The following is a 25,443-nucleotide window of genomic DNA, read 5'->3' on the forward strand; positions in this document are numbered from 1 at the left end:
TGGGTTGCTGATAATCTGTTGACTTCAGTCTGACACCACAAGCACCCACACGAATTGCTTGATTCAGTTGTTAAAGAGCGGTGGGTTAAGACTTTTCGTCTCAACCGAGGCGCGCATTCTACAGCGTCCTCTGTATCTGTCAAGCGGTTATTTCAAGAAGTTTTCAAAGTTTCCTTTGCAACTTCAACCACTTGCGCTGCGATCAACTCTTGAGTTGCTCATCAGCGGGAGGCGAATTCTACAGCGTTACAACCGCGTGTCAAACTCTTTTTTCTCACCGCTGCCGATCACTCCAGACCCGACCTCCTTCCTCGCTGACTCTTCACTCTAAAACCTTGCAAACTATTGATCTACAAGGCTTTTTCGTATCCGTCTGCGCCGGAAGTGGGGCGAATTATAGACACCTCACAGAGGGCGTCAACCGTTAATTTCAAAATCGCCAAAATTAACCTTAAAGGCCCCTTGGCTATATAGAAGAGCCCGTCGCAAACGCTTTCTTCTATATAGCTACAGCACCCCTGCCTCGCGCAGCAGAGTGATCTCTTCCTCTCCCATCCCCAGCAGCGCCTGCAGCACTTGCGCCGTATGCTCTCCCAGCAATGGCGGCGCCCTTGTGTATTCGACTGGCGTCTCAGACAGCCGTATCGGGCTGGCGACCTGCGGAACACGCCCGGCCAGCGCATGGGGAAGCTCTATGGCCAGGCCACGCGCTACCACGTGCGGATCGGCAAACACCTGGGCCAGGTCATTGACCGGCCCGCAAGGCACACCGGCGGCCTCCAGCTCACCGACCCACTGGGCAGTGCTCTTGAACACCGTCACCTGGCGAATCAACGGAATCAGCTCGGCACGATGAGCCACTCGTAGCGTATTGGTCAGGAAGCGCGGATCGTCCGCCCACTGCGGTTGCCCCGCCACAGCGGCAAACTTCCTGAACTGACTGTCATTGCCGACGGTAAGAATCAGGTCGCCATCAGCCGTGGGGAAGTCCTGATACGGCACGATGTTGGGATGAGCATTTCCCAAACGTTTTGGCGCTACCCCTGTCGTCAGGTAGTTCATGGCCTGATTGGCCAGACAGGCTACTTGTACATCCAGCAGCGCCATATCGATATACTGGCCGATATCGCTTTGATCACGATGCGCCAGAGCAGCGAGAATGGCCGTCGTCGAATACAGCCCCGTCAGGATGTCGGTCAATGCGACGCCGACCTTCACCGGCCCGGCACCCTCTTCACCCTCCGGCAAACCGGTAAGGCTCATCAGGCCGCCAAGCGCCTGGATCATGAAGTCGTAACCCGGACGCCGCGCATACGGCCCGCTTTGCCCGAAGCCGGTAATGGAGCAATAGATCAGCCTCGGGTTGACCGCCCTCAGCGACTCGTAATCCAGTCCGTAAGCCGCCAGCCCGTCGACCTTGAAGTTTTCGATCACGATGTCGGACTTCGCTGCCAGTTCGCGCACCAGCCTTTGCCCTTCAGGACGCGTGAAGTCGATGGTCACTGACTGCTTGTTGCGATTGGCGGACAGGTAATAAGCCGCCTCGCTGGTGTTCTGCCCCGCAGCATCCTGAAGGAACGGCGGCCCCCACGAGCGCGTATCATCGCCACACCCGGGGCGCTCGACCTTGATGACGTCAGCGCCGAGGTCAGCAAGGATCTGCCCGGCCCATGGCCCGGCCAGGACTCTCGACAGGTCGAGCACCCGGATATGCGAAAGCGCCCCCATGATCAGCCCTCCTTAATAGAAAGCCTGAATGCCGGTCTGCGCACGCCCAAGGATCAACGCATGCACGTCGTGCGTGCCTTCGTAGGTATTCACAACCTCCAGGTTGACCAGATGCCTGGCGATACCGAACTCGTCCGAGATGCCATTACCGCCCAGCATGTCGCGCGCCAAGCGCGCGATATCCAGCGACTTGCCGCACGAGTTGCGCTTCATGATCGAGGTGATCTCCACGGCAGCCGTACCTTCGTCCTTCATGCGCCCCAGACGCAGGCAACCCTGCAAGGCCAGAGTGATTTCGGTCTGCATGTCTGCCAGTTTCTTCTGGATCAGCTGATTGGCCGCCAACGGACGCCCGAATTGCTGGCGATCCAGGGTGTATTGCCGCGCGGTGTGCCAGCAGAACTCCGCGGCACCCAGCGCACCCCAGGAAATGCCGTACCGTGCCGAGTTGAGGCAGGTGAACGGCCCCTTCAGACCGCGCACGTCGGGGAAGATGTTCTCTTCGGGGACGAACACGTTATCCATGACGATCTCGCCGGTGATCGATGCGCGCAAACCAACCTTGCCGTGAATGGCCGGAGCGCTCAGGCCTGCCCAGCCTTTTTCGAGAACGAAACCGCGAATATCGCCGGCATCGTCCTTGGCCCACACCACAAACACATCGGCGATCGGGCTGTTGGTGATCCACATCTTGCTGCCGCTCAAGCGGTAACCACCCTCGACACGCCGGGCACGGGTAATCATCGCTCCAGGATCGGACCCATGATCAGGCTCGGTCAGGCCGAAGCAGCCGATCCATTCGCCCGAAGCCAGTTTGGGCAGGTACTTCTCTTTCTGGGCCTGCGTACCGAACTCGTTGATCGGCACCATGACCAGTGAGGACTGCACACTCATCATTGAACGGTAGCCCGAGTCGATACGCTCGACTTCGCGCGCAATCAACCCATAACACACGTAATTCAGACCGCTGCCACCAAACTCTTCCGGGATGGTCGCCCCCAGCAGCCCCACCTCGCCCATCTCGCGAAAGATGGCCGGGTCGGTTTTCTCGTGACGGAACGCTTCCAGCACGCGCGGGGCCAGCTTGCTCTGGGCGAACTGCTCGGCCGTGTCGCGGACCATGCGCTCTTCTTCAGTGAGCTGTTGATCCAGCAACAAGGGGTCAATCCAGTTAAAGCTTGCCTTACCGCTCATGCCAGTTCCTCGCATTCAGATGAAATCATGCAGCGATCCTAGTCCCGGCCCATGCCAGCGACAAACGAGGTTTTATCAAGCGTCTGTGCTAATTTCTCACTCCGTGACACAGGACTGCGCTCTAAAACAAAAATATCAGTGAGAAGAAAGTACATGAGACGCAAGATACCCAGCACCACTGCACTGGTCAGTTTCGAGGCAGCCGCCCGCCACGAGAGCTTCACCAAGGCCGCCAATGAGCTGTCCCTCACGCAAGGCGCTGTGTGTCGGCAAATCGGCGGACTGGAGGAGTTTCTCGGCGTTGAGCTGTTCCGGCGTTCGCGCAGGGGCGTAAAACTCACGGAAGCGGGGCTGTCCTATAGTCGTCGTGTGTCCCAGCAACTGGACGCGGTCGAGCGTGACACACTGTCGGTCATGGGCCAGCAAGGTGCCAACGCCATCGAGCTCGCCGTGGTGCCGACCTTCGGCACTCAGTGGCTGCTGCCGCGCCTGAAGGACTTCCAGCACAAGCACCCCGACGTCACGGTCCACCTGACCAACCGCACCCGCCCGTTCCTGTTTGCCGACACCGACTTCGATGCCGCGATCTACTTTGGCGATGCCGATTGGTCCGGCACCCAGTCGCATCGGCTGATGGGCGAAAACTCCATGCCGGTTTGCAGTCCCTCCTTTCTTGAAGGTCGCGACAGCCTGGAAGCACGCGAACTGGCCGAATTGCCACTGCTGCAACAGACCACCCGGCCCTACGCCTGGCGGCAATGGTTCAACGCACAGGATCTGGATGTAGCGCGTGACATGACCGGTCCGCGCTACGAGCTGTTCTCCATGCTGGCGAAGGCGGCCATGCACGACATGGGCATCGCCCTGATTCCGCCCTTCCTCATTCAGCGTGAACTGCAGGAAAGTCGCCTGGTGATCGCAAACACCCGCGCACTGCCCGGCAGTAGCAGTAAGGCCTATTACCTGATGATTCCCGAGCGCAAAGTGGAATCGGCCTCGCTGACTGCATTTCGTGACTGGCTGATCGAACAGGCCCAGCGCTACCGGCTGCCCCAGGAACAAGCCTGAAGCCGTTCAAAGGTAGTCCATAGCGAAAGTCGCCTACAGATATAACCTTATGTCGCAATGAAGAAACTTCCCACTGTTCACAAAAATCCGGCATCCCCCTTTGTTTATAGGGACTTTAGTGCTATTCGCTGCTTTTCCCGGTTTTCCGCCAGAAAACTTCTATCACCTGTTTTTCGTAAGGAATAGCGCCACAAGCCTTACAGATAAAGGTCCTCGTCAGATCAGTGCGACAATAGGTCACAGTGTGACTTGTAGTTCATCTATAGTTTCGTTACAGAATGTATTGAAGCCCGCAAACTTCGCCTGCAAAATGCCCCGCCCCTGCTGCAAAGGGGTGTGCTGATTGGCCAAGCCAGACGCACCAGCCGTAGTGCACTGGCCTACATACGAACGATAAAAAATCGCGCAGGAGATTTGTCGTGCACATTGGTGTTCCTCTCGAAACACAAGCGGGCGAAACCCGGGTAGCTGCTACCCCGGAAACCATCAAAAAGCTGATCAGCCAGGGTCACAGGGTTACGGTGCAAAGCGGCGCGGGCCTTCATGCCAGCGTTCCGGACAGCGCTTACGAGGCTGCTGGCGCAGTGATCGGTGACACTGACGAGACCTATGCGGCCGAGCTGATTCTCAAGGTCGTCGCACCTGACGATGAGGCGCTGAGTATGATCAAAAGTGGCTCGGTGGTCGTCGGCATGCTCAACCCCTTCAACAATGAACTGATCGGCAAGATGGCCGCACGCGGCATTACCGCGTTCGCCCTGGAAGCCGCGCCGCGCACATCGCGCGCGCAAAGCCTTGATGTGCTGTCTTCGCAAGCCAACATCGCGGGCTACAAGGCAGTACTGCTCGCCGCACATCATTACCCGCGCTTCATGCCCATGCTGATGACAGCTGCCGGCACCGTCAAAGCTGCCCGGGTGCTGATCCTGGGCGCAGGCGTTGCCGGTCTGCAGGCCATTGCCACCGCCAAAAGGCTGGGCGCCGTGGTAGAAGCCTCGGATGTGCGTCCGGCAGTAAAGGAACAGATCGAGTCGCTGGGCGCGAAATTCATCGATGTGCCCTACGAGACCGACGAAGAGCGCGAATGCGCCGAAGGCGTCGGCGGCTACGCGCGGCCCATGCCGGCCAGCTGGATGCAGCGCCAGGCCGCCGCTGTGCATGAGCGCGCGAAACTGTCGGACATCGTCATCACGACCGCACTCATTCCCGGCCGCAAGGCACCGGTGCTGCTCGGCGCAGAAACCGTGGCGCAGATGAAACCAGGCTCGGTGGTGATCGACCTGGCCGCAGCACAGGGCGGCAACTGCCCGCTGACCGTTGCCGATCAAGTGGTTGTCGAGCACGGCGTGACCATCGTCGGCCACACCAACCTGCCCGCTCTGGTCGCAGCCGATGCATCGGCGCTCTACGCCCGCAACCTGCTGGACTTCATGAAGCTGCTGTTCGACAAGGACGGCACATTCTCGATCAACCTCGAAGACGACATCGTCGCCGCATGCCTGATGTGCCGCGACGGGCAAGTTGTCCGCAAGAACGGCTGAGGACACACCAATGGAAGAGCTGATTTCCCCCGGCGTCTACAACCTGATCATTTTCGTACTGGCGATTTATGTCGGCTACCACGTGGTCTGGAATGTCACGCCTGCGCTGCACACGCCACTCATGGCGGTCACCAATGCCATCTCCGCCATCGTCATCGTCGGCGCCATGCTCGCCGCCGCGCTCACGGTTACCCCGCTGGGCAAGACCATGGGCACGCTGGCGGTCGCACTGGCGGCCGTGAATGTGTTTGGCGGGTTTCTCGTCACTCGGCGGATGCTGGAGATGTTCAGGAAAAAGGCCCCCAAGGCAAAGGATGAGGCGCCCAAGTCATGAGCATGAATCTGGTTACCCTGCTGTACCTGATCGCATCGATCTGCTTCATCCAGGCACTCAAAGGCTTGTCGCACCCGACCACCTCGCGCCGTGGCAACCTGTTCGGCATGCTCGGCATGGGTCTGGCGGTCATCACCACAATCGGCCTGGTGTTCAAGCTCGCGGCACTGTCTAGCGCTGAAGGGACCAGCGCGGGCATCGGCTACATCGTAGTCGGCCTGCTGGTGGGCGGAACCGCTGGCTCGATCATGGCCAAGCGCGTCGAAATGACCAAAATGCCGGAGCTGGTGGCGTTCATGCACAGCATGATTGGCCTGGCAGCGGTGTTCATCGCTATAGCAGCCGTGGTCGAGCCTCAATCGCTGGGTATCGTTCGCAATCTGGGCGATGCGATTCCGGCCGGCAACCGTCTGGAGCTGTTCCTGGGTGCAGCCATCGGTGCGATTACCTTCTCGGGTTCGGTCATCGCTTTCGGCAAACTCTCGGGCAAATACAAATTTCGCCTCTTTCAAGGCGCACCGGTACAGTTTGCCGGCCAGCACACGCTCAATCTGGTCCTGGGTCTTGCCACGCTGTTCTTCGGCCTGACCTTCATGTTCACCGGCAGCCTCACTGCCTTTGCGATCATGCTGGCGCTGGCCTTCGTCATCGGTGTGCTGCTGATCATCCCGATTGGCGGGGCCGACATGCCGGTGGTGGTCTCGATGCTCAACAGCTATTCAGGCTGGGCAGCAGCCGGCATCGGCTTTTCGCTGAACAACTCGATGCTGATCATTGCGGGCTCACTGGTAGGCTCCTCGGGCGCGATCCTTTCCTACATCATGTGCAAGGCGATGAACCGCTCGTTCTTCAACGTGATCGGCGGTGGCTTCGGCGGCGCAACGGACTCGGCAGGCCCGGCGGGTGCCAAGGAAGCGCGCCCGGTGAAGTCAGGTTCGGCAGACGACGCAACCTTCTTGCTGACCAATGCCGATACCGTGATCATCGTGCCCGGCTACGGCCTGGCAGTGGCTCGTGCCCAGCATGCGCTCAAGGAACTGACCGAGAAGCTCGTCCACCGCGGCGTCACCGTGAAGTACGCCATTCACCCGGTGGCCGGACGCATGCCCGGGCACATGAACGTGCTGCTGGCCGAAGCCGAAGTGCCTTACGACCAAGTCTTCGAGATGGACGACATCAACTCCGAATTCGGTCAGGCCGATGTGGTGCTGGTGCTCGGCGCCAACGACGTGGTCAACCCGGCCGCCAAGAACGATCCGAAATCCCCTATCGCCGGGATGCCCATCCTGGAGGCGTTCAAGGCCAAGACCATCATCGTCAACAAACGCTCGATGGCCAGTGGTTACGCAGGTCTGGATAACGAATTGTTCTATCTGGATAAAACCATGATGGTGTTCGGAGACGCCAAAAAGGTGATCGAGGACATGGTGAAGGCCGTCGAAAACGCCTAGCCTCACAGCGCTCCATTGAAGCCCCGGCTCGCTTGGCGACCGGGGCTTTTTACATTCCGCGTAACAGTGTTTTGCGCTGGAACCCGCCAATCAGAGCGCTCAAATGCGACCTTGGTAGCAGGACGAAGCCCGTCCAAGGCTCTAGACTTGTCGTTCGCTTCTATCTACGAGACAGACCCATGTACCGTGACCGTATCCGCCGGCCCTCCCTGATGAGCAAGGTTATGAGCGCAGCCGACGCTGCCGCCTTGATTGAAGACGGCATGACCGTCGGCATGAGTGGCTTCACCCGTGCAGGCGAAGCCAAGGCCGTACCCCACGCGCTGGCCGAGCGCGCCAAAGTGACGCCGCTGAAAATCAGTCTGATGACCGGCGCCAGTCTGGGCAATGACCTGGACAAGCAACTGACCGAGTCCGGCGTGCTGTCCCGGCGCATGCCCTTTCAGGTCGACAGCACGCTGCGCAAGGCGATCAACAACGGCACGGTGATGTTCATTGATCAGCATTTGTCCGACACCGTCGAGCTGCTGCGCAATCGGCAGATCAAGGCTGTGGACCTGGCCGTGATCGAATGCGTGGCGATCACCGAAGAGGGTCATCTGGTGCTGAGTACCTCCGTGGGCAACTCGGCCAGCTTCGCCATTCTGGCCAAACAGGTCATCGTGGAAATCAACCTGTCCCAGCCACTTGAGCTGGAAGGCCTGCACGACATCTATATACCCAGCTACAGACCGACACGCCTGCCGATTCCGGTCCTGGAGGCCGATTCGCGTATCGGCAGCCACGCGGTGAAGATCGACCCGGCAAAAATAGTCGGCATTGTCATCAGCAACCAGCCTGACTCGCCCTCCACGGTCACACCACCTGATGCGGACACGCAGGCCATCGCCAATCATCTGGTGGAGTTCTTCAAGAAGGAAGTGCGCGAAGACCGCCTGACCGACAAGCTGATGCCATTGCAGGCCGGTATCGGCAACATTGCCAACGCCGTAATGCATGGCCTGCTGGCGTCTCCCTTCACCGACCTGACGATGTATTCCGAGGTGCTGCAGGACTCGACCTTCGACCTGTTCGATGCAGGCAAACTGACTTTCGCCTCGGGCAGCTCCATGACTTTGTCGGCGGCCAAGCACGCCGAGGTCTTTGCCGACTTCAATCGTTACAAGTCCAGGCTGGTGTTGCGCCCCCAGGAAATCTCCAACCACCCCGAGGTGATCCGCCGTCTGGGCATCATCGGGATCAATACCGCGCTGGAGTTCGACCTGTACGGCAATGTGAACTCCACCCACATCTGCGGGACACGCATGATGAACGGCATCGGCGGTTCCGGAGACTTCTCGCGCAACGCGCACCTGGCGATCTTCGTCACCAAATCGATCGCCAAAGGTGGCGCGATATCCAGCGTCGTGCCCATGGTCAGCCATGTCGACCACACCGAACACGACGTCGACATCCTGGTCACCGAGCAGGGCCTGGCGGATCTGCGCGGCCTGGCGCCTCGCGAGCGCGCCAGGGTGATCATCGACAACTGCGTGCATCCGGATTATCGCGACGCGCTGAACGCCTATTTCAGTGCTGCTTGCGCTGTGGGCGGGCACACCCCGCACATCCTTCGCGAAGCACTGAGTTGGCACATCAACCTGGAAGAAACCGGGCGGATGTTGCCAGCCTGAACAGGACAGTTGCAAGTGAGCAAGACCTTTTCTGGCTCACTTGTCGCGAGTACTTGCAGGCTTATCGAAAAACTGTACTTCTGTACCGGTCATAAAAACGCCTTAAAAGGCCAAAATCACCACAATCGACCACAAAATGCACCCATAAAGTGCAGACCGGTACAGTTGCCCCATTTATGAACAAAACAGTGCCCGATCACAGTTAACTGAACCCTCACAATACAGGTGAACTGTGTCTATGGAAGCTGGACGCGCACGAGGAAAATGGGCACCAGTCAAGCAACTCACTTATCCCGCCACAAGCGGAAGGAAGTCACACCATGGAACGTACAATCAGTTCCGATCTGTTCAGCGAAAGCACCGTTACCACCGCAAAAGCCTCTCTGCCTCTGCGCGTATTCGCCAACCTGATGCTCTGGCAGCGTCGCCTGTCCAGCCGCCACCAGCTGGCCCGTCTGGATGCACGCCTGCTGGCTGACGCCGGTATCAGCGAATCCCAGCGTTACGAAGAGCTGAGCAAGCCGTTCTGGCGCTAAACATGCGCCCGCTGGTCCTTGACCGTTAGGTCTCCTGCCAGCACCCCGAATTGCTTCATACAAGACCCGTCTCAGGCAACTGAGGCGGGTTTTGTCGTTTCAGGGGGCGGATTAAAGAGTTCTGGCTAGACAGGTACAGTTTTTAAGAAGCTTAAAACTGCAGGTACAGTTACCAAATATTGCAAACTGTGTAAGCCGAAGCCATCGACCGTCATGACAACTGCGGTATCGGTGGGATAGTCTAGCGCTCTACCTCAGCCCTTCGGCTTCGCAGGCAGTCTGTGCCCACTTGTCCACAACGGAACTCGATCATGTCTCTGCTACGTAACCTTGGCGCTGTCTTTCTGTTGACCGCCGCAGCCGGTGCAAACGCCTCCAGCTTCATTGTCACCACCGACGCAGTGGTCGATGCCGTCAATGCAGCGACGCGCGCGACCTCCAACGTTTCTTCTTCCCTGAAAGACGACAAGATCGTTCTTGCCGCCCGTGACGACGCCGCCAGCTTCGTGGCCAGCTCCGGCGACATCCGCAGTGCTCGACTCGAAGGCGCGCTGCAGCATATCCGCCAGGTCCTGCCTGAACTGCAAGCCAGCGACAGCCAATTGGCTCAAGCCATCCTGGCCATCTGACCGCTGCGCCCCGGCCATGTGCCGGGGTAGCTCTGGCCCGCGCATTGCGCTAGCCTTGGAGGCTGTTTTGCCGGTTCGTGAAAGTCATGCGTTTAGTGCACCTTCTGTATATCGCTCCCTTTGCCAGCCTGATGTACGTCAGTCAGGTTCAAGCGTTCGATACGACCACGCAAGGCCTGGTCAAGACCGGCTACGCCACCAGTCAGGTTTCGACAGGACCGTTCGATAACAAACTGATCATGGCTGCCCGTGACGATGCTGCTGCATTCATCGCCAGCGGCGGAGAAATGCGCGGTGCCCGGCTTGAGTCAGCGCTGCACGCCCTGCGTCAGGCAGATGCAAAACTTCATGCCAGCGACCTTGAACTGGCGCAGGCAATCCTCGTCCAATAGCCACTTTCCCCTCTTCGCGTAACTGGAGACGTCACTACATGCGTACCCCGCTGATTGCTGCTTCCCTTGGCCTGCTCTTGCTGGCCGATTTTGCCCAGGCCCAGACTGTTGTGGCCACGAGCAACATCATCGTTCGTGCGTTCGGCCGTACCATCGATTTCACTTCCGACACCACCACATCGATCCGCGATTCCAAGGTCGTTCTCCAGGCCAAGGACGATGCTGCCAGCTACGTTGCCACCGGCGGTGATATCCACGGTGCCCAACTGGATGCTGCGTTCGACACGCTGCGTACCCGCGTGCCGGAAGCGCGCGGTGCAAGCGATCAGACCCTGGCTGAAGCAATCCTCGCATTGTGAGGCGGCTTCGCGCCTGGCTGCTCGCTGGCGCGCTGTCGCTGGTCGGTACGCATGCCTTTGCCAGCCTGAAGCTGGAACTGCACACCGACGGCCTCGATGCACCTCAACAGCAAGCCAGCCAGGCGCTGCTCGACGAAGCCCTGCATGCGTTACCGCCCAGCTTCGTCGAAGCACTGGACCGCACCGTCGAGGTGAGCTGGTCCGCTGACATGCCGCAGAATGCCTACGGTCAGGCTGCCGGTCCCTATCAGCTGTACCTCAACAACCACCTGCTGGCGTCATTGACGGACGGCTCGGCCGCCACCGCCCAGACGGGCCGACCACACGGCACGGTGCGTCGTGAGTTGCTCGCCACTGTCCTGCATGAGCTGACCCACGTCTACGACCGCGCCCGCCTGTGGTCGCCCAGCGAGCGAGCGGCGATTTTTCGCTGCACATCACGCAGCAGTTCGCTGGGCAAGGTCGGCCTGCCTGACAACTGCCGCGGCCAGACCGAGCGACGCTTCACCCTGAGTGACGATCCACGCCTGCTGGACCTGGCGGGCTGGCAGCAATATGTCGGACGTCGTGGCGACCGCGAGGAACATAACGGCCAGGTTGCCCGCAGCCCGGACATCTACGAAACCACCAGCCCGCTGGAATTCGTGGCGGTGAACATGGAGTATTTCCTCCTTGATCCGGCCTACGCCTGCCGTCGCCCTGCCCTGTATGCGTATTACAAGGAGCGTTTCGGCTGGGCACCTGCAGCCCATAACGAATGCCCGAAGTTTTACCCCTACCTGAATGCCGGCAGCGACTTCGGCCGGGAGCCGCTGGGCAAGCTGGACCCGGAACGGGTCTATGCGGTGGACTATCTGCTGGCCGAGGCGAACCAGAACTGGGCAAGCCGCTGGGGCCACAGCATGTTGCGCCTGGTGATCTGCAAACCCGGTCGCCCGCGCGGCCCGGATTGCCGACTGGACCTCGATCAGCATCTGGTGCTGTCTTACCGGGCGTTTGTCGGCGACGTGCAGCTGTCCAGCTGGGACGGCCTGATGGGGGCCTACCCGTCGCGCCTGTTCGTCCTGCCACTGGCGCAGGTCATCGATGAATACACCAAGACCGAACTGCGCAGCCTGGCGTCGGTACCGATCAAGCTGTCGCGTCCGGAAATAGAAGGGCTGGTGCAGCACGCTGCCGAGATGCACTGGAGCTACGACGGCAACTACTACTTCCTTTCGAACAACTGCGCCGTTGAAAACCTCAAACTGCTGCGCGCCGGTACGCACAACCCCAAACTCGTCGGCCTGGACAGCATTTTGCCCAACGGTTTGCTTGAAGTCCTCGAAGGCCGTGGGCTGGCTGACACCAGCGTACTGGATGATCCCAAGGAGGCGCTGCGTCTGGGCTATCGGTTCGACTCCTATCGCGACCGCTATCAGGCGATGTTCGAAGTGCTGAAGAAGCACCTGCCGATCAAACAGAACACCGTGGAAGACTGGATGGCCCTGCCAGCCAGTGAGCGCAGCCAGTGGTTCGCTAAAGCCGATCTACGTACCAGCGCTGCGATTCTGCTGCTCGAGCAGGCCAGCCTGCGCAGGCAACTGCTGTTGGCCCAGGACGAAGTGAAACAGAGCTACCTGGGTGCACGGGAATTGAAAGACGGCAAAGTCTCCAACGCGACCAAAACGCTGCAGGAAATCCTCGCCAGCAGCGGGTTCCTCAGCCGGCCTGCCGAGCTGCTGGGCAGCGACGGGTACGGTTTGCCACAGGCGGGTGAATGGCAGCGTCTTGAGGCAGAAAGCAGTCAGCGCCAGAAGCAGCTCAAGCGCCTGACCGGCGATCTCGACAAGGAAGTGCGAGCCCTGCTGGAGCCTGAGCGCGCCAAAGAGATTGCCGCCAACGAAGCCAACCTCAAACAGGTGTCCGAGCACCTCAGGGCGTTGCACAAGGCTGCAGGCGGGCTGCAGCTGCCGTGATCAGGCGGCTTTCTTTCTCGGTTTGAGGTATTTGACCAGGCCCTGGAACCAGATCACCAGGGCCGGGTTGCCCTTGATCTGAATATCCTTGTCCTGAATGCCCTTCATGAACGCCAGCTGCTTGTTCTTCGCCTGCAGGGTATCAAAGCCGAAGGCTGCATCACGAAACACGATGGCAAAGGCCGGCTCTGCAACCGTGCCACTTGCACTGCGAATCCGCTGATCGTGGACCATGAAGTGACGTGCAACCTTGCCATCTGCGGTCTGCAACTGAAAGGTCAGGTCCTTGCCAGCCAGTTGCTGCTGAAACGCAGGGTTGTTACGACTGGCGCGAGCCATCAGCAGGCCCAGCATCCACAACAGAAAACGAAATTTCATACACGGCCTCTGAACACGCGGGTTCCGATTCGGGATCGGCGTGGCAGTGTAGCGGGTTATCGGCGCAAAACCTGTAGGACAAAATGGATATCGAAGGAGATCGGCACTAAACGGCCGTTGAGCACGAGGATGCTGCTCCGCGTGGGAAGCAGCATCACACTGACATCAACGAATGCTGTTGATGCTGCCTTTGTTACCCGTGACCTTTACATCGACCTTCTTGAAGATGAAGTAGTCCTTGACGCTGACTTCGTAGCGCGGCGCGACGATCAGATCGGCGCCGGAGGATTTGACCGCTTTGAAGGCGGCTGCCGCTTTGGTCGTTGACACAGGATCAGGCAACGCCAGACCCAGGCCGCCACCGCCACTTGCGCCACCGTAGGTCACGCCATCGGCGAACTGATTATCGCCGCCGAAGCTCAGGAAATTGAACAGCACGTTGGTGGACGACTCGCCGCTGATGGTGCCGCCAACCTTGACGTCAGCCTTCAGGTCGGTTTTGACCGTGCCTTCCAGCGGTGCGCTTGGCTGGCTGACGTTGTAGCTCACACAACCGCTGGTCGTGGCGATCAGCGCCGCAACAGCAGCAAACTTCCATGGCTTTTTCATTCGAGATTTCCCAAGAGTAATTGAAGGGGTGCAGCAGGGGCGGCACTCTAAGGGAATCAACAACAAGAAGAAGTCAGGCAAAGCTGGGGCTTTGGAAGGCAATTACACGCAATGGGGTAGGACAATTCTCGCAGGGAGCGAAAGGCATCATCGGCGTCATACGACAGAAACAAGAAACGGGCACCCAATCCGATTGGTGTGCCCGCCTGTGGGTCGCGCGCCTCCCGCCGAGGCGCACAACAGGGTGTCAAGGATTGACGCTGTCTTTCAGGGCTTTCCCCGGTTTGAAGGCAACCGTGTTGCTTGCCTTGATTTTAACCGGCTCCCCGGTCTGTGGGTTCTTGCCAGTGCGAGCGCCGCGGTGGCGTTGCAGAAAAGTACCGAAACCTACCAGCGTGACACTGTCCTTGCGGTTCAGTGCGCCAGTAATCTCTTCAAGGATGGCATTGAGAACGCGATTGGATTGTTCTTTGGTGAGATCCGCCTTTTCAGCGATGGCGGCTGCAACATCTGGTTTGCGCATATGAAGCCTCTTTTACGGTTTTTTGTTTTTATGTCCCGCGCCGCTTTTGTAAAACAACGGCAACAAGGCGCCGCGACAGCTCTACGTAGCGGCAGACAAGACCGAGGATGGCATGCCGAACTGACCCGCGCCAGTGCATGAACGCGGTTTATTGGCAGAAATACAGGGTCAATCCGACAAAATGACGAGAAATCACGCCAATAACGCAGGTAACGCCTTGTTGAGTGCGAGTTTTTCCATAACCGCAGCGCCTGTCAGGGCATAGCCCAGCAGATGGCCATCAGCGTCGTGACACAGCGCCTTGATGTCAGCGCCCTGCCCTTCGACGCTCCAGTGGCCATCGCTGCCACGCGGCGGCGGCGAAACCACCAGCGGGCAGGCGGGCGTCTTCACGGTGATCGGCATGGGCCCGTATTTGACGGAAGTCGGGTTTCCGGCCAGCGTCTGGGCCAACGCACGAGCGCAGCTCATCAACGGCATCACGTAGAGCAGGTTCAGGCCATCGACTTCAGCGCAATCACCCAGCGCGTGGATGTTGGCGTGGGAGGTTTGCAACAGGCGGTCGACCAGAATGCCGCGCCCGGTCTGCAGCCCGGCGGCAGCGGCCAGTTCGATGCGAGGACGCAGGCCGATGGCTGACACCACCAGGTCGCAGTCCATCACCTGCCCGTCCGACAAGTGCGCTTGCAGGCCATCACCATTGCGATTCAGACGGGTCAGCACCGGCCCCAGATGGAAACGTGCACCCAGGCTTTCAAGGCCGGACTTCACAGCAGCCGCAGCCTCAGGGGGCAACAGGGTCGGCATGACCTGTTCGCACGGGGCCACCAGATCCACTTCATAGCCGCCCAGGATCAGGTCGTTGGCGAACTCACAGCCAATGAGCCCTGCGCCGAGAATCAGCACCCGGCGTTTGCCCGCCGCAGCCGCCCGGAAACGGGCGTAATCCTGAAGATCGTTGATCGGGAAAACCGCGTCGCCGGCGTCGCCTTCCACCGGTACACGAATGGTTTCGGCGCCCCAGGCCAGCACCAGATCGCGGTAATACACCGCCTCTTCGCCGATCCACAGGCGTTTGTGGCCGGCATCGATCCCGCTGATGCGCGTGTGCGTACGAATCTCGGCCTTGAGCTGATCGGCCATGGCGCCGGCTTCAGCCATGCTCAGGCCGTCAGCCTCCTTGTTTTTGCCAAAGCCGGTAGAGAGCATCGGCTTGGAGTAGGAACGGCCATCGTCGGCCGTGATCAATAGCAGCGGCGTGTCCACGTCCAGCTTGCGAAACTCTCGGGCGAGGTTATACCCCGCAAGGCCGGTGCCGATGATGACGACAGGTGCGCTCATTGTTCTTCCCTATTTCACTGTGCCTGGTGCTCGTTGTTGCCAGCCCTTGTTTGCGGGCAGCAATCAGCCGATTTCGATCATCTCAAAGTCCATCTTGCCCACGCCGCAATCCGGGCACATCCAGTCTTCAGGCACATCCTGCCAGAGGGTGCCGGGCGCAATTCCGTCATCCGGCCAGCCATCGGCTTCGTTATAGACCAGGCCGCAGACGATGCATTGCCACTTCTTCATGTCAGGTTCTCTCGTTTATCAGGCTCAATAGCGTACGACGGTCGGTTGCCGTCTTCTGAAGGGGCGTTGTACTGATCGGCAGGCGCGGATGCAAGTCTGATTCTATAACCCGACGCTCTATCGACCGTCGGTCGAGACCGGCAATCATGCTAAGCTCGCGGCCTCGTTGGCTGCCGGAACTGGCTTACCGTGACCCAGCAATCCCCCGCATTCATTGGCCCTGCCTGGCTTGAGCGCGAGCAATTGATCGACGCACCGGACCCGGTAATGCTCGACTGGTTGTTCAATCAGGACTCCCTCACTCGTCGGTTGGACCGTTTGTCTGACGGTCGTTTCAGCGTATTTCCGCAGTTTGAAGGCTGGCAGCCCTTGCGCCCTGACGAGTGCCTGGCGCTGGGCCTGCCAGAGGCTGGCGAAGGCTGGGTGCGCGAGGTGTACCTGCGTGGTAACGGCAACAACTGGGTGTTCGCGCGCAGTGTCGCCGCCCGCAGCGCCCTGCAGGATGGTGGCCTGAATATGGACGAGCTGGGCACTCGCTCGCTGGGTGAGTTGCTGTTCAGCGACCCGGCGTTCGTGCGCGGCACGCTTGAAGTGTGTCATTACCCCGAGGCCTGGCTGCCGGCTGCCGATGCAGCGCGCGGACTGTGGGCACGCCGCTCGCGCTTTGATCGCGATGCCTTGAGCGTGCTGGTCGCCGAAGTTTTCCTGCCTGCCCTGTGCACTGCGATTCATGACAAGGACCACGTCTGATGTACCTGTCCCTCCTCAAATCCCTCAATCGTCTGAGCCCGCGCGCCTGGGACTTCATCCAGCTGACGCGCATCGACAAGCCCATCGGCGTCTACCTGCTGCTGTGGCCGACCCTGTGGGCGGTCTGGATTGCAGGCAAAGGCGCGCCGTCGCTGCAGACCGTGTGCATTTTTGTGCTCGGCGTCTTTCTGATGCGCGCGGCAGGCTGTGTGATCAATGACTTCGCCGACCGCAAGGTGGATGGCCACGTCAAACGCACCGAGCAGCGTCCGCTGGTCAGCGGCAAAGTCAGCTCAAGGGAAGCACTGGTGCTGTTTGCGGTGCTGGTCGGCCTGAGCTTTGTGCTGGTGCTGTTTACCAACGCGGCGACTATCTGGCTGTCGTTCGGCGGTCTCGCCCTGGCGGCCAGCTATCCGTTCATGAAGCGCTACACCTATTACCCGCAAGTGGTACTGGGGGCTGCGTTCTCGTGGGGCATGCCGATGGCCTTCACTGCCGAAACCGGAGAACTGCCCGCTGCAGCCTGGCTGCTGTACATCGCCAACCTGCTGTGGACCGTGGGCTACGACACCTACTACGCCATGGTCGATCGCGACGACGACCTGAAAATCGGCGTGAAATCCACGGCCGTCCTGTTCGGCGATGCCGACCGGGTCATCATCCTGACCCTGCAAGGGCTGGCACTGGGCTGCCTGATGCTGGCCGGTGCGCGCTTCGAACTGGGCGCGTGTTTCTACATCGGTCTGCTGGCAGCGGCAGGCTGCTTTGCCTGGGAATTCTGGAGCACCCGAGAGCGCGAGCGAGACGCCTGCTTCAAGGCCTTCCTGCACAATCACTGGGCCGGGCTGGCGATATTCCTGGGCATCGTCGCCGACTACGCGGTGCGCTGAAAACAGCCAGCGCCAGCCTGGGCACGAATTAAATAACTTCAGGATCGCGGGGCCTGCGGGCCCCCGCAGCCTGTCAGCGTGCTAGCCTCATTCAGACCTGTCACACGACTGCAATAATTCCGTTATCTAATGCGCCCCAAGACAGTTAAATGACAAGAGGTTCGAGCATGGCTGGCAGGAGCATCCTGATCGTTGACGACGAAGCGCCAATTCGCGAAATGATCGCCGTTGCGTTGGAAATGGCTGGATACGACTGTATTGAAGCCGAAAACTCTCAGCAGGCCCACGCGATCATCGTGGACCGCAAGCCTGACCTGATTCTGCTCGACTGGATGCTGCCTGGCACGTCCGGCATCGAACTGGCCCGGCGCCTCAAGCGTGATGAACTGACCGGGGACATCCCGATCATCATGCTCACCGCCAAGGGTGAAGAGGACAACAAGATTCAGGGCCTGGAAGTCGGCGCCGACGATTACATCACCAAGCCTTTCTCGCCCCGCGAGTTGGTGGCACGCCTCAAGGCTGTGCTGCGTCGCGCTGGCCCGACTGACGGCGAAGCGCCCATCGAAGTCGGCGGCCTGCTGCTCGACCCGATCAGCCACCGGGTCACCATCGACGGCAAACCGGCCGAAATGGGCCCGACCGAATACCGTCTGCTGCAGTTCTTCATGACCCACCAGGAGCGCGCCTACACGCGCGGTCAGTTGCTGGATCAGGTATGGGGCGGCAACGTCTACGTCGAGGAACGCACCGTCGATGTTCACATCCGCCGCCTGCGCAAGGCTTTGGGGGATGCGTATGAAAATCTGGTACAAACCGTACGCGGCACTGGCTATCGTTTCTCGACCAAAAGCTGACAACCGCTGCGTCGACGCAGGGCAAGGGCCGGTGCAGACCAGACAAGGATTTACCCCTAATTGAATCAAAATTGGCACGGCACTCTGATACGCCACATGTTGTTGCTGGTCACCGCCTGCCTGTTGGTCGGCCTGATCAGTGGGCAATATGCCTGGAGCCTGGCCGCCGGGCTGGGGCTGTATCTGGCCTGGACCCTCAAGCAACTGTTGCGCCTGCATGAATGGCTGAGCAGCCACAAGGCCGACGAGCCGCCTCCGGACGGTTACGGTCTGTGGGGCGAAGTCTTCGACAGCATCTACCACCTGCAACGTCGGGATCAGCGCGTCCGCGGCCGCCTTCAGGCGGTCATCGACCGCGTGCAGGAATCCACCGCCGCGCTGCGTGATGCGGTGATCATGCTCGACAGCGACGGCAACCTGGAGTGGTGGAACCGCGCCGCTGAAACCCTGCTGGGTCTGAAGACGCCGCAGGACAGCGGGCAGCCCGTGACCAACCTGGTGCGGCATCCACGTTTCAAGGAATACTTTGCGCTGGGCGACTACAGCGAGCCGCTGGAAATCCCGTCGCCGACCAACGATCGCCTGCGCATTCAGTTGCTGATCACCCGTTATGGCAACAATGAGCATCTGATGCTGGTGCGCGACGTGACGCGCATTCATCAGCTGGAGCAGATGCGCAAAGACTTCGTCGCCAACGTGTCTCACGAGTTGCGCACGCCGCTCACGGTGATCTTCGGCTACCTGGAAACGCTGCTCGATAACGTGGACGAGGTCAATCCACGCTGGGTCCGTGCGCTGCAACAGATGCATCAGCAAGGCGGGCGCATGCAGACGCTGCTCAATGACCTGCTGTTGCTGGCCAAGCTCGAGGCCACCGATTACCCCTCGGACAACCACCCGGTGGTCGTCAATTCCCTGCTCAAGACCATCACCGCCGATGCCAACGCGCTGTCGGGCAGCAAGAACCAGCAGATCCACCTCAGCCTGGAAAGCGACATGCGCCTCAAGGGCAGCGAAAGCGAACTGCGCAGCGCGTTTTCCAACCTGATTTTCAATGCCGTCAAATACACCCCGGCCGAGGGCGTGATACGTGTTCGCTGGTGGGCCGACGAACGGGGCGCGCACCTGAGCGTGCAGGATTCAGGGATCGGCATCGAGACCAAACACCTGCCGCGCCTGACGGAGCGCTTCTACCGGGTCGATACCAGCCGCGCGTCCAATACTGGCGGTACAGGGCTCGGTCTGGCCATCGTCAAACATGTGCTGCTGCGCCATCGCGGCAACCTTGAGATCAACAGTGTTCTCGGCAAGGGCAGTGTTTTTACCTGTCACTTTGCCAGCGCTCAGTTGTCCAAACCCGCGAGCGACGATTCAGACTACTAGGCAATCCCGCTTCGAGCCGCTACATTGCCGGGTTCATAGCGTCCTCTCTGGCGTGACACGACCCTCTTCCTGTTAATACGGACCCTGCAAAACCCAATCATGGACCCTTCCCCTAGTTTTAACCTGTCTTCACTCTTCGCCGATTTCGGCATGATTCTTTTTGCTTTGTTCCTGGTCCTGCTCAACGGCTTTTTCGTTGCGGCAGAGTTCGCCATGGTCAAACTGCGCTCGACCAAGGTTGAAGCCATTGCCGACAAGAACGGCTGGCGCGGGCACATTCTGCGCAAGGTCCATGGCCAGCTGGACGCCTACCTTTCGGCCTGCCAGCTGGGGATCACCCTCGCCTCTCTGGGCCTGGGCTGGGTCGGTGAACCGGCCTTCGCGCACCTGCTGGAGCCGTTGCTCGCGGCGATGGGCGTGGACACTCCGGAATTGATCAAGGGCGTGTCGTTCTTTACCGCCTTCTTCATCATTTCCTATCTGCACATCGTCATCGGCGAGCTGGCCCCCAAATCCTGGGCGATCCGCAAACCGGAGCTGTTGTCGCTGTGGACAGCGGCGCCGTTGTACTTCTTCTACTGGTTGATGTACCCGGCCATCTACCTGCTCAACGCCAGCGCCAACGCCATTTTGCGCATCGCCGGCCAGGGTGAGCCCGGCCCGCACCATGAACACAGCTACAGCCGCGACGAATTGAAACTGATCCTGCACTCCAGCCGTGGCCAGGACCCCAGCGATCAGGGCATGCGTGTGCTGGCGTCGGCGGTGGAAATGGGCGAGCTGGAAGTGGTCGACTGGGCCAACTCCCGCGAAGACATGGTGTCACTGGACTTCAATGCGCCGCTCAAGGAAATCCTTGCCTTGTTCCGCCGTCACAAATTCAGCCGTTATCCGCTGTATGACGCTGAACGTGGCGAGTTCGTCGGCCTGCTGCACATCAAGGACCTGCTGCTGGAACTGGCAGCGCTGGACCATATTCCGGAGTCGTTCAACCTGGCCGAGCTGACCCGCCCGCTGGAACGTGTTTCCCGGCACATGCCGCTGTCGCAGTTGCTCGAGCAGTTCCGCAAGGGTGGCGCGCACTTCGCCGTGGTGGAAGAAGCCGACGGCAAGATCGTGGGCTACCTGACCATGGAAGACGTGCTCGAAGTGCTGGTGGGCGACATCCAGGACGAACACCGCAAGGTAGAGCGCGGCATTCTCGCCTATCAGCCCGGCAAACTGCTGGTACGCGGTGACACGCCATTGTTCAAGATCGAGCGCCTGCTGGGCGTCGACCTGGATCACATCGAAGCCGAGACACTGGCCGGTCTGATCTACGACACGCTCAAGCGCGTGCCGGAAGAAGAGGAACAGCTGGAAGTCGAAGGCCTGCGCATCATCATCAAGAAGATGAAAGGCCCGAAAATCGTCCTGGCCAAGGTGCTGAAGCTGGACTGACCCGATCAGCGGCGCCTGTTCAGCATCGGGCGCAGGGTGTTCTACCGGACGCCCATCGTTCCTCACGCTCCAGTGGGAATGCATTTCGCGACGCTCCGCGTCACAAATCTGCGCCGCGCCCCATGTTCAGGAGAGGACGCAGAGCGTCCAGAACGGCATGCCCACGCTGGAGCATGGGCACGATGGTGATCTACCTGCCGCCTATCGTTCCTCACGCTCCAGCGTGGGAATGCCTTGCGTGACGCTCCGCGTCACAAATCTGCGCCGCGCCCCATGTTCAGGATCGGACGCAGGGCGTGGGAGCTATGAATGGCCCCCTGCTCAATTCCCGCCGACGGCGAAGTTGGGCAGGCTCTGCACCGGTGTGGCGAATTCGTAGGGGATCGAGACCAGTTCATTGCCCGAGTTGCGCTGCACGACAAAGTGCAGGTGCGGGCCGGTGCTGTTGCCGGTGTTGCCCGACCGTGCCAGCGCTGTTCCGACACTCACCCGCTGACCTTCCCTGACACTCACCGAGCCGCGCATCAGGTGCAGGTAGACGCCCATGGTGCCGTCGTCGTGCAAGATGCGCACAAAGTTGCCTGACGCATTCGAGCCCCGCCCTGACTGGCTGTTTTCGATCTTCACCACCGTGCCGCCGCGCGCGGCAATGATCGGCGTTCCCTCCGGCATGGCGATGTCCATTGCATAGCGCCCCTTGACGCCGTAATGGCTGTACCTGCCATTCGGGCCCTGAGTCAGGCGGAACGGGCCGCCAATCCACGGCAGCGGGTATTTGTAGGCCTGCACCGAGCCTTTGGGGTCTCCCAGAGTTGAAGTCAGCATCGAGGCGTAGTTCATCGGCTTGCTGCCCACCTTGGGGCTCAAGACCACCACGCGCTGGTTGCTGCGCGCAGCGATCGTGCGGCGCAGCGTTGCCGACGAGCCAGAGACCCCCAGCACGTTGGTCACACTGGAAAGCTTGAGTTCGACCTCGACCGGGGCATACAGATCATTGCGCACGTACAGACTGTGTACGCCCTTTTCACGTCTGACACTCAAGTGCACCTGGCCGTCGATACGCTCGACCATGCGGTCCCGAAACACCATGACCGATGCGCCGGGCGTCGGCCGGTCCGAGAAGGACACCACGCCATTGGCATCGGTGAATTTATAAATCGTGACCGCCCCGGCCGACTGCACAGTCAACGTCAGGGCAAACAGGATAAGCAGGCGTTCAAGCATCGGGATGGTCGGGTTCAAGGGCACTGGGTGCCAAGCCTAGCAGCCTTGCAGGCAGAAGAGGACGCAAGGGTATCAATCGGACATGAATGAAGCGTCAAGGAAGGCACGCCAGAGCGCCGGTACGCGGTGTTGTGTAACACCGCGCAAGGCTGACGCAGCGTGGGCACGCCGTTCAGCTCAGAGGTGGATGTCAGGCACCCGGGATAAAGTGCTTCTGCGCCGTACCGCGGGCAATCAGACGCGACAGATAGTCGAGCTTCTGCGCATCCTGGTCGACGAAACGGAAAGACACCTGCAGCCATTCGCTGTCGGGCTTCTGCTCGAACGCGGCAACCGAGTGCAGGTAGCCATTCAGGCGCGCGACTTCGTTGCTCTCGCCCTGCTCAAGGTCCAGCACCGCGCTGTCGAGTACCTGCGGCAGGTTTTCGCTGACGCGAATCACCAGCGTGGCGTCTTTCAGGGTGAGGGCCTTGATCACGCACGACTGAATGCCGTTGGGCAGGCGCAACTGGCCCTGTCCGCGACCGGTCGGCTCTGCCGATCTGGCGGGTGCAGGTGCTGGCTTGGGAGCTGCGGCAGCAGCAGGCGCGCTACGAACCACTTCGGCCTTGCCACCGGTCAATGCACTCAGCGAGTCATTGAGCGGCGAGTTCATGCGTGCCGGGGCTGTGGACATGACAGCGTCAAGCTTGCCGACTTTTGCCAGCGCTTTCTTGACCTTGGTCAGCAGCTGTTCATTGGTGAACGGCTTGCCGACAAAATCGGTCACTCCAGCCTGAATGGCCTGCACGACGTTTTCCTTGTCACCACGGCTGGTCACCATGATGAACGGAACGGTTCTCAGGTAATTGTCTTGCTGGCGGCACCATGTCAACAGCTCAAGGCCGGACATTTCTGGCATTTCCCAGTCGCACAGGATCAGATCGAACGCCTCTTTGCCCAGCAACGTCTGAGCCTTGCGACCATTGACCGCGTCCTCGGTATGAATCCCGGGAAAATAATTGCGCAGCCCTTTCTTGACCAAGTCGCGAATGAAAGTCGCGTCATCCACCACCAATACACTGACCTTACTCATCGACGCTCCTGCGGGCGTGTTCACCTGGAGGCGAACTGCGGTATGCCAACACGCCCTTTGTTTCGGCAAGCATAGCGTTGACTGATAGCCAACTGCCATATTGATTGACTGCGCCGCGGCATTTAATCCGCTGGCGACGGGAAATACTGATCTGCACAACGAAAAACGCCCAGCGCGTGCTGGGCGTTTTTCTCGCAGGCAATCTTACTTATCGTCAGCGTCGCCCGGAACATTAGCGGTTTCGCTCGATATACCCTGCACTTCTTCCTTCATGCGCTTGAGACCCATGTGCCGCACGTCGGTCCCGCGCACCAGGTAGATCACCAGTTCGGAAATGTTGCGTGCATGGTCGCCGATTCGCTCCAGAGAGCGCAGCACCCAGATGATGTCCAATACCCGGGAGATCGAGCGTGGATCTTCCATCATGTAGGTCGCCAGCTCGCGCAGAGCCGTCTTGTACTCGCGGTCGATGGTCTTGTCGTACTGCGCAACCGACAGGGCCAGCTCGGCGTCGAAGCGGGCGAACGAGTCCAGCGCATCGCGCACCATATTGCGCACCTGATCGCCGATGTGACGCACCTCGACGTAACCACGCGGCGCCTCGCCCTCTTCGCAAAGCTTGATGGCACGGCGTGCGATCTTGGTGGCTTCATCACCAATGCGCTCCAGGTCGATCACCGACTTGGAAATGCTGATGATCAGGCGCAGGTCGGACGCCGCAGGCTGGCGACGAGCCAGAATGCGCAGGCACTCTTCGTCGATGCTGCGTTCCATCTGATTGATCCGGTCGTCGACCTCGCGAACACGCTGGGCAAGACCGGAGTCGGCTTCGATCAACGCCGTGACCGAATCGTTCACCTGCTTCTCGACCAGGCCACCCATTTCGAGCAAATGGCTGCGAACATCTTCGAGTTCAGCGTTGAACTGTTGGGAAATGTGATGCGTATGGCTGTCTTTGTGGATCATGCTGGGTGTCCTTGGAACGTCCGGTTAATTGCGAAAACGCAGCGGTGGTTCAGGGCTGACGAAGCACGTACTACCCGTAACGACCGGTGATGTAGTCTTCTGTCTGTTTTTTTGCCGGGTTGGTGAACAAGGTATCCGTATCACCGAACTCGACAAGCTTGCCCATGTACATAAACGCGGTGTAATCCGACACCCGAGCCGCCTGCTGCATGTTGTGGGTAACGATCACAATGGTGTATTTCGATTTCAGTTCGTAGATCAGTTCTTCGACCTTGAGAGTCGAAATCGGATCAAGTGCCGAACAGGGTTCGTCGAGCAGCAGGACTTCCGGCTCCACGGCGATCGTTCGGGCAATGACCAGACGCTGCTGCTGCCCCCCGGACAAACCCAATGCCGACTCATGCAGTCGATCCTTGACTTCATCCCAGAGCGCAGCGGCTTTCAGCGCCCACTCGACAGCTTCATCGAGCACGCGCTTCTTGTTGATCCCCTGAATGCGCAGCCCGTAGACCACGTTTTCATAAATCGTCTTGGGGAACGGATTGGGCTTCTGAAACACCATGCCGACGCGTCGACGCAACTCGGCGACTTCCTCGCCCTTGGTGTAGATGTTGTGCCCGTACAGGTTGATCGCGCCCTCGACACGGCAACCATCGACCAGATCGTTCATGCGGTTGAAGCAGCGCAACAACGTCGACTTGCCGCACCCGGAAGGGCCGATGAACGAGGTTACCTTCTGCTTCGGGATATTCAGGGCAATATCGAACAGCGCCTGCTTGTCGCCATAGAACAGATTCAGGCCTGGCACTTCGATGGCCACGCTCTCGTCGGCCAGATCCAGGCGTTGCTTGTGCCGCCTCAGGGCCGACATGTTCATGCCACTCGTCGGGCTTTCATGCTGCATGGATTGCTC

At 59.8% G+C, this 25,443-nt stretch carries 26 protein-coding genes; 15 read left to right on the top strand and 11 right to left on the bottom strand.

Translation table 11 applies throughout. The features are described 5' to 3' along the window. Positions 1–507 precede the first annotated feature (507 nt). A complete protein-coding gene (locus KUIN1_RS26760; RefSeq protein WP_172980115.1) occupies positions 508–1,731 on the bottom strand; it encodes a CaiB/BaiF CoA transferase family protein in 1,224 nt (407 codons plus the stop codon). Between the two features lie 9 nt (positions 1,732–1,740). Further along, entirely contained in the window at positions 1,741–2,922 is a 1,182-nt protein-coding gene (locus tag KUIN1_RS26765) for an acyl-CoA dehydrogenase (protein WP_003401217.1), read from the bottom strand. Between the two features lie 153 nt (positions 2,923–3,075). On the opposite strand from KUIN1_RS26765, the gene KUIN1_RS26770 reads away from it, so the two are divergent. The 10 genes from KUIN1_RS26770 (at position 3,076) to KUIN1_RS26815 (ending at position 12,863) form a co-directional block, all read left to right on the top strand. Continuing rightward, on the top strand, positions 3,076–3,990 hold the full coding sequence (locus tag KUIN1_RS26770) for a LysR family transcriptional regulator (RefSeq protein WP_152092411.1): 915 nt from the start codon (positions 3,076–3,078) through the stop codon (positions 3,988–3,990). 419 nt (positions 3,991–4,409) lie between these two features. Next, positions 4,410–5,531 carry a Re/Si-specific NAD(P)(+) transhydrogenase subunit alpha gene (locus tag KUIN1_RS26775; protein ID WP_152092412.1) on the top strand — a complete coding sequence of 374 codons (1,122 nt, stop codon included), beginning with the start codon at positions 4,410–4,412 and terminating at the stop codon, positions 5,529–5,531. Between the two features lie 10 nt (positions 5,532–5,541). Next, positions 5,542–5,865: an NAD(P) transhydrogenase subunit alpha gene (locus KUIN1_RS26780; protein ID WP_002555867.1), complete on the top strand. Its 324-nt coding sequence runs from the start codon at positions 5,542–5,544 to the stop codon at positions 5,863–5,865. After that, the gene (locus KUIN1_RS26785; protein ID WP_024639005.1) at positions 5,862–7,316 is read left to right on the top strand and encodes an NAD(P)(+) transhydrogenase (Re/Si-specific) subunit beta; all 1,455 of its coding nucleotides are present in this window, start codon (positions 5,862–5,864) and stop codon (positions 7,314–7,316) included. Before KUIN1_RS26780 ends, KUIN1_RS26785 begins: the two co-directional genes overlap by 4 nt. Positions 7,317–7,495: 179 nt before the next feature. After that, complete coding sequence (locus tag KUIN1_RS26790) at positions 7,496–8,989, top strand: acetyl-CoA hydrolase/transferase family protein (RefSeq protein ID WP_003401225.1); 1,494 nt, start codon at positions 7,496–7,498, stop codon at positions 8,987–8,989. A gap of 320 nt (positions 8,990–9,309) precedes the next feature. Beyond that, complete coding sequence (locus KUIN1_RS26795) at positions 9,310–9,525, top strand: DUF1127 domain-containing protein (protein ID WP_002555870.1); 216 nt, start codon at positions 9,310–9,312, stop codon at positions 9,523–9,525. A gap of 311 nt (positions 9,526–9,836) precedes the next feature. Then, the gene (locus KUIN1_RS26800) at positions 9,837–10,154 is read left to right on the top strand and encodes a DUF2388 domain-containing protein (RefSeq protein WP_003340363.1); all 318 of its coding nucleotides are present in this window, start codon (positions 9,837–9,839) and stop codon (positions 10,152–10,154) included. Positions 10,155–10,240: 86 nt separating this feature from the next. Further along, positions 10,241–10,546, top strand: a complete 306-nt coding sequence (locus tag KUIN1_RS26805; protein ID WP_003401226.1) for a DUF2388 domain-containing protein — start codon at positions 10,241–10,243, stop codon at positions 10,544–10,546. Positions 10,547–10,584: 38 nt separating this feature from the next. Then, positions 10,585–10,905, top strand: coding sequence for a DUF2388 domain-containing protein (locus KUIN1_RS26810; protein WP_003316115.1), 321 nt, complete (start codon positions 10,585–10,587; stop codon positions 10,903–10,905). After that, positions 10,902–12,863, top strand: a complete 1,962-nt coding sequence (locus KUIN1_RS26815) for a DUF7844 domain-containing protein (RefSeq protein ID WP_011269381.1) — start codon at positions 10,902–10,904, stop codon at positions 12,861–12,863. Before KUIN1_RS26810 ends, KUIN1_RS26815 begins: the two co-directional genes overlap by 4 nt. Here the strand turns inward: KUIN1_RS26815 and KUIN1_RS26820 are convergent, their stop codons facing one another. From KUIN1_RS26820 to KUIN1_RS26840, 5 genes are all read right to left on the bottom strand, one after another. Beyond that, positions 12,864–13,241, bottom strand: a complete 378-nt coding sequence (locus tag KUIN1_RS26820) for a hypothetical protein (protein ID WP_011269382.1) — start codon at positions 13,239–13,241, stop codon at positions 12,864–12,866. Between the two features lie 165 nt (positions 13,242–13,406). Further along, positions 13,407–13,850 carry a hypothetical protein gene (locus KUIN1_RS26825; protein ID WP_003401233.1) on the bottom strand — a complete coding sequence of 148 codons (444 nt, stop codon included), beginning with the start codon at positions 13,848–13,850 and terminating at the stop codon, positions 13,407–13,409. A gap of 247 nt (positions 13,851–14,097) precedes the next feature. Next, the gene (locus KUIN1_RS26830) at positions 14,098–14,373 is read right to left on the bottom strand and encodes an HU family DNA-binding protein (RefSeq protein WP_011269383.1); all 276 of its coding nucleotides are present in this window, start codon (positions 14,371–14,373) and stop codon (positions 14,098–14,100) included. 192 nt (positions 14,374–14,565) lie between these two features. Beyond that, positions 14,566–15,714 carry an NAD(P)/FAD-dependent oxidoreductase gene (locus tag KUIN1_RS26835; RefSeq protein WP_011269384.1) on the bottom strand — a complete coding sequence of 383 codons (1,149 nt, stop codon included), beginning with the start codon at positions 15,712–15,714 and terminating at the stop codon, positions 14,566–14,568. Positions 15,715–15,777: 63 nt separating this feature from the next. Continuing rightward, entirely contained in the window at positions 15,778–15,945 is a 168-nt protein-coding gene (locus tag KUIN1_RS26840; protein WP_003401239.1) for a rubredoxin, read from the bottom strand. A 189-nt stretch (positions 15,946–16,134) separates the two neighbouring features. Between KUIN1_RS26840 and KUIN1_RS26845 the strand changes: the two genes are divergently transcribed. The 5 genes from KUIN1_RS26845 to KUIN1_RS26865 all read left to right on the top strand — a co-directional run bounded on the left by KUIN1_RS26845 (position 16,135) and on the right by KUIN1_RS26865 (position 21,265). After that, complete coding sequence (locus tag KUIN1_RS26845; RefSeq protein WP_024652671.1) at positions 16,135–16,695, top strand: chorismate--pyruvate lyase family protein; 561 nt, start codon at positions 16,135–16,137, stop codon at positions 16,693–16,695. Beyond that, a complete protein-coding gene (gene ubiA, locus KUIN1_RS26850; RefSeq protein ID WP_024652672.1) occupies positions 16,695–17,585 on the top strand; it encodes a 4-hydroxybenzoate octaprenyltransferase in 891 nt (296 codons plus the stop codon). Before KUIN1_RS26845 ends, ubiA begins: the two co-directional genes overlap by 1 nt. A 167-nt stretch (positions 17,586–17,752) precedes the next feature. Further along, positions 17,753–18,442 (top strand): phosphate regulon transcriptional regulator PhoB, encoded by a 690-nt coding sequence (gene phoB, locus KUIN1_RS26855; RefSeq protein ID WP_002555882.1) that lies wholly within the window; start codon positions 17,753–17,755, stop codon positions 18,440–18,442. Between the two features lie 60 nt (positions 18,443–18,502). Then, positions 18,503–19,825: a phosphate regulon sensor histidine kinase PhoR gene (gene phoR / locus KUIN1_RS26860; protein ID WP_003401247.1), complete on the top strand. Its 1,323-nt coding sequence runs from the start codon at positions 18,503–18,505 to the stop codon at positions 19,823–19,825. Between the two features lie 99 nt (positions 19,826–19,924). Continuing rightward, on the top strand, positions 19,925–21,265 hold the full coding sequence (locus KUIN1_RS26865; RefSeq protein WP_003367992.1) for a hemolysin family protein: 1,341 nt from the start codon (positions 19,925–19,927) through the stop codon (positions 21,263–21,265). A gap of 321 nt (positions 21,266–21,586) precedes the next feature. On the opposite strand, the gene KUIN1_RS26875 is transcribed toward KUIN1_RS26865, so the two are convergent. The 4 genes from KUIN1_RS26875 to pstB form a co-directional block, all read right to left on the bottom strand. Further along, positions 21,587–22,489, bottom strand: coding sequence for a peptidoglycan DD-metalloendopeptidase family protein (locus tag KUIN1_RS26875; RefSeq protein WP_011269387.1), 903 nt, complete (start codon positions 22,487–22,489; stop codon positions 21,587–21,589). Between the two features lie 190 nt (positions 22,490–22,679). Then, the gene (locus tag KUIN1_RS26880) at positions 22,680–23,564 is read right to left on the bottom strand and encodes a response regulator (protein WP_003401252.1); all 885 of its coding nucleotides are present in this window, start codon (positions 23,562–23,564) and stop codon (positions 22,680–22,682) included. 204 nt (positions 23,565–23,768) lie between these two features. Continuing rightward, positions 23,769–24,530, bottom strand: coding sequence for a phosphate signaling complex protein PhoU (gene phoU / locus KUIN1_RS26885; RefSeq protein ID WP_003401254.1), 762 nt, complete (start codon positions 24,528–24,530; stop codon positions 23,769–23,771). A gap of 70 nt (positions 24,531–24,600) precedes the next feature. Further along, a complete protein-coding gene (gene pstB / locus KUIN1_RS26890) occupies positions 24,601–25,434 on the bottom strand; it encodes a phosphate ABC transporter ATP-binding protein PstB (RefSeq protein WP_003401255.1) in 834 nt (277 codons plus the stop codon). Positions 25,435–25,443: the final 9 nt, after the last annotated feature.

This window comes from Pseudomonas sp. KUIN-1, from assembly GCF_009176725.1.
In the GTDB taxonomy this organism is placed as follows: Bacteria; Pseudomonadota; Gammaproteobacteria; order Pseudomonadales; family Pseudomonadaceae; genus Aquipseudomonas; species Aquipseudomonas fragariae.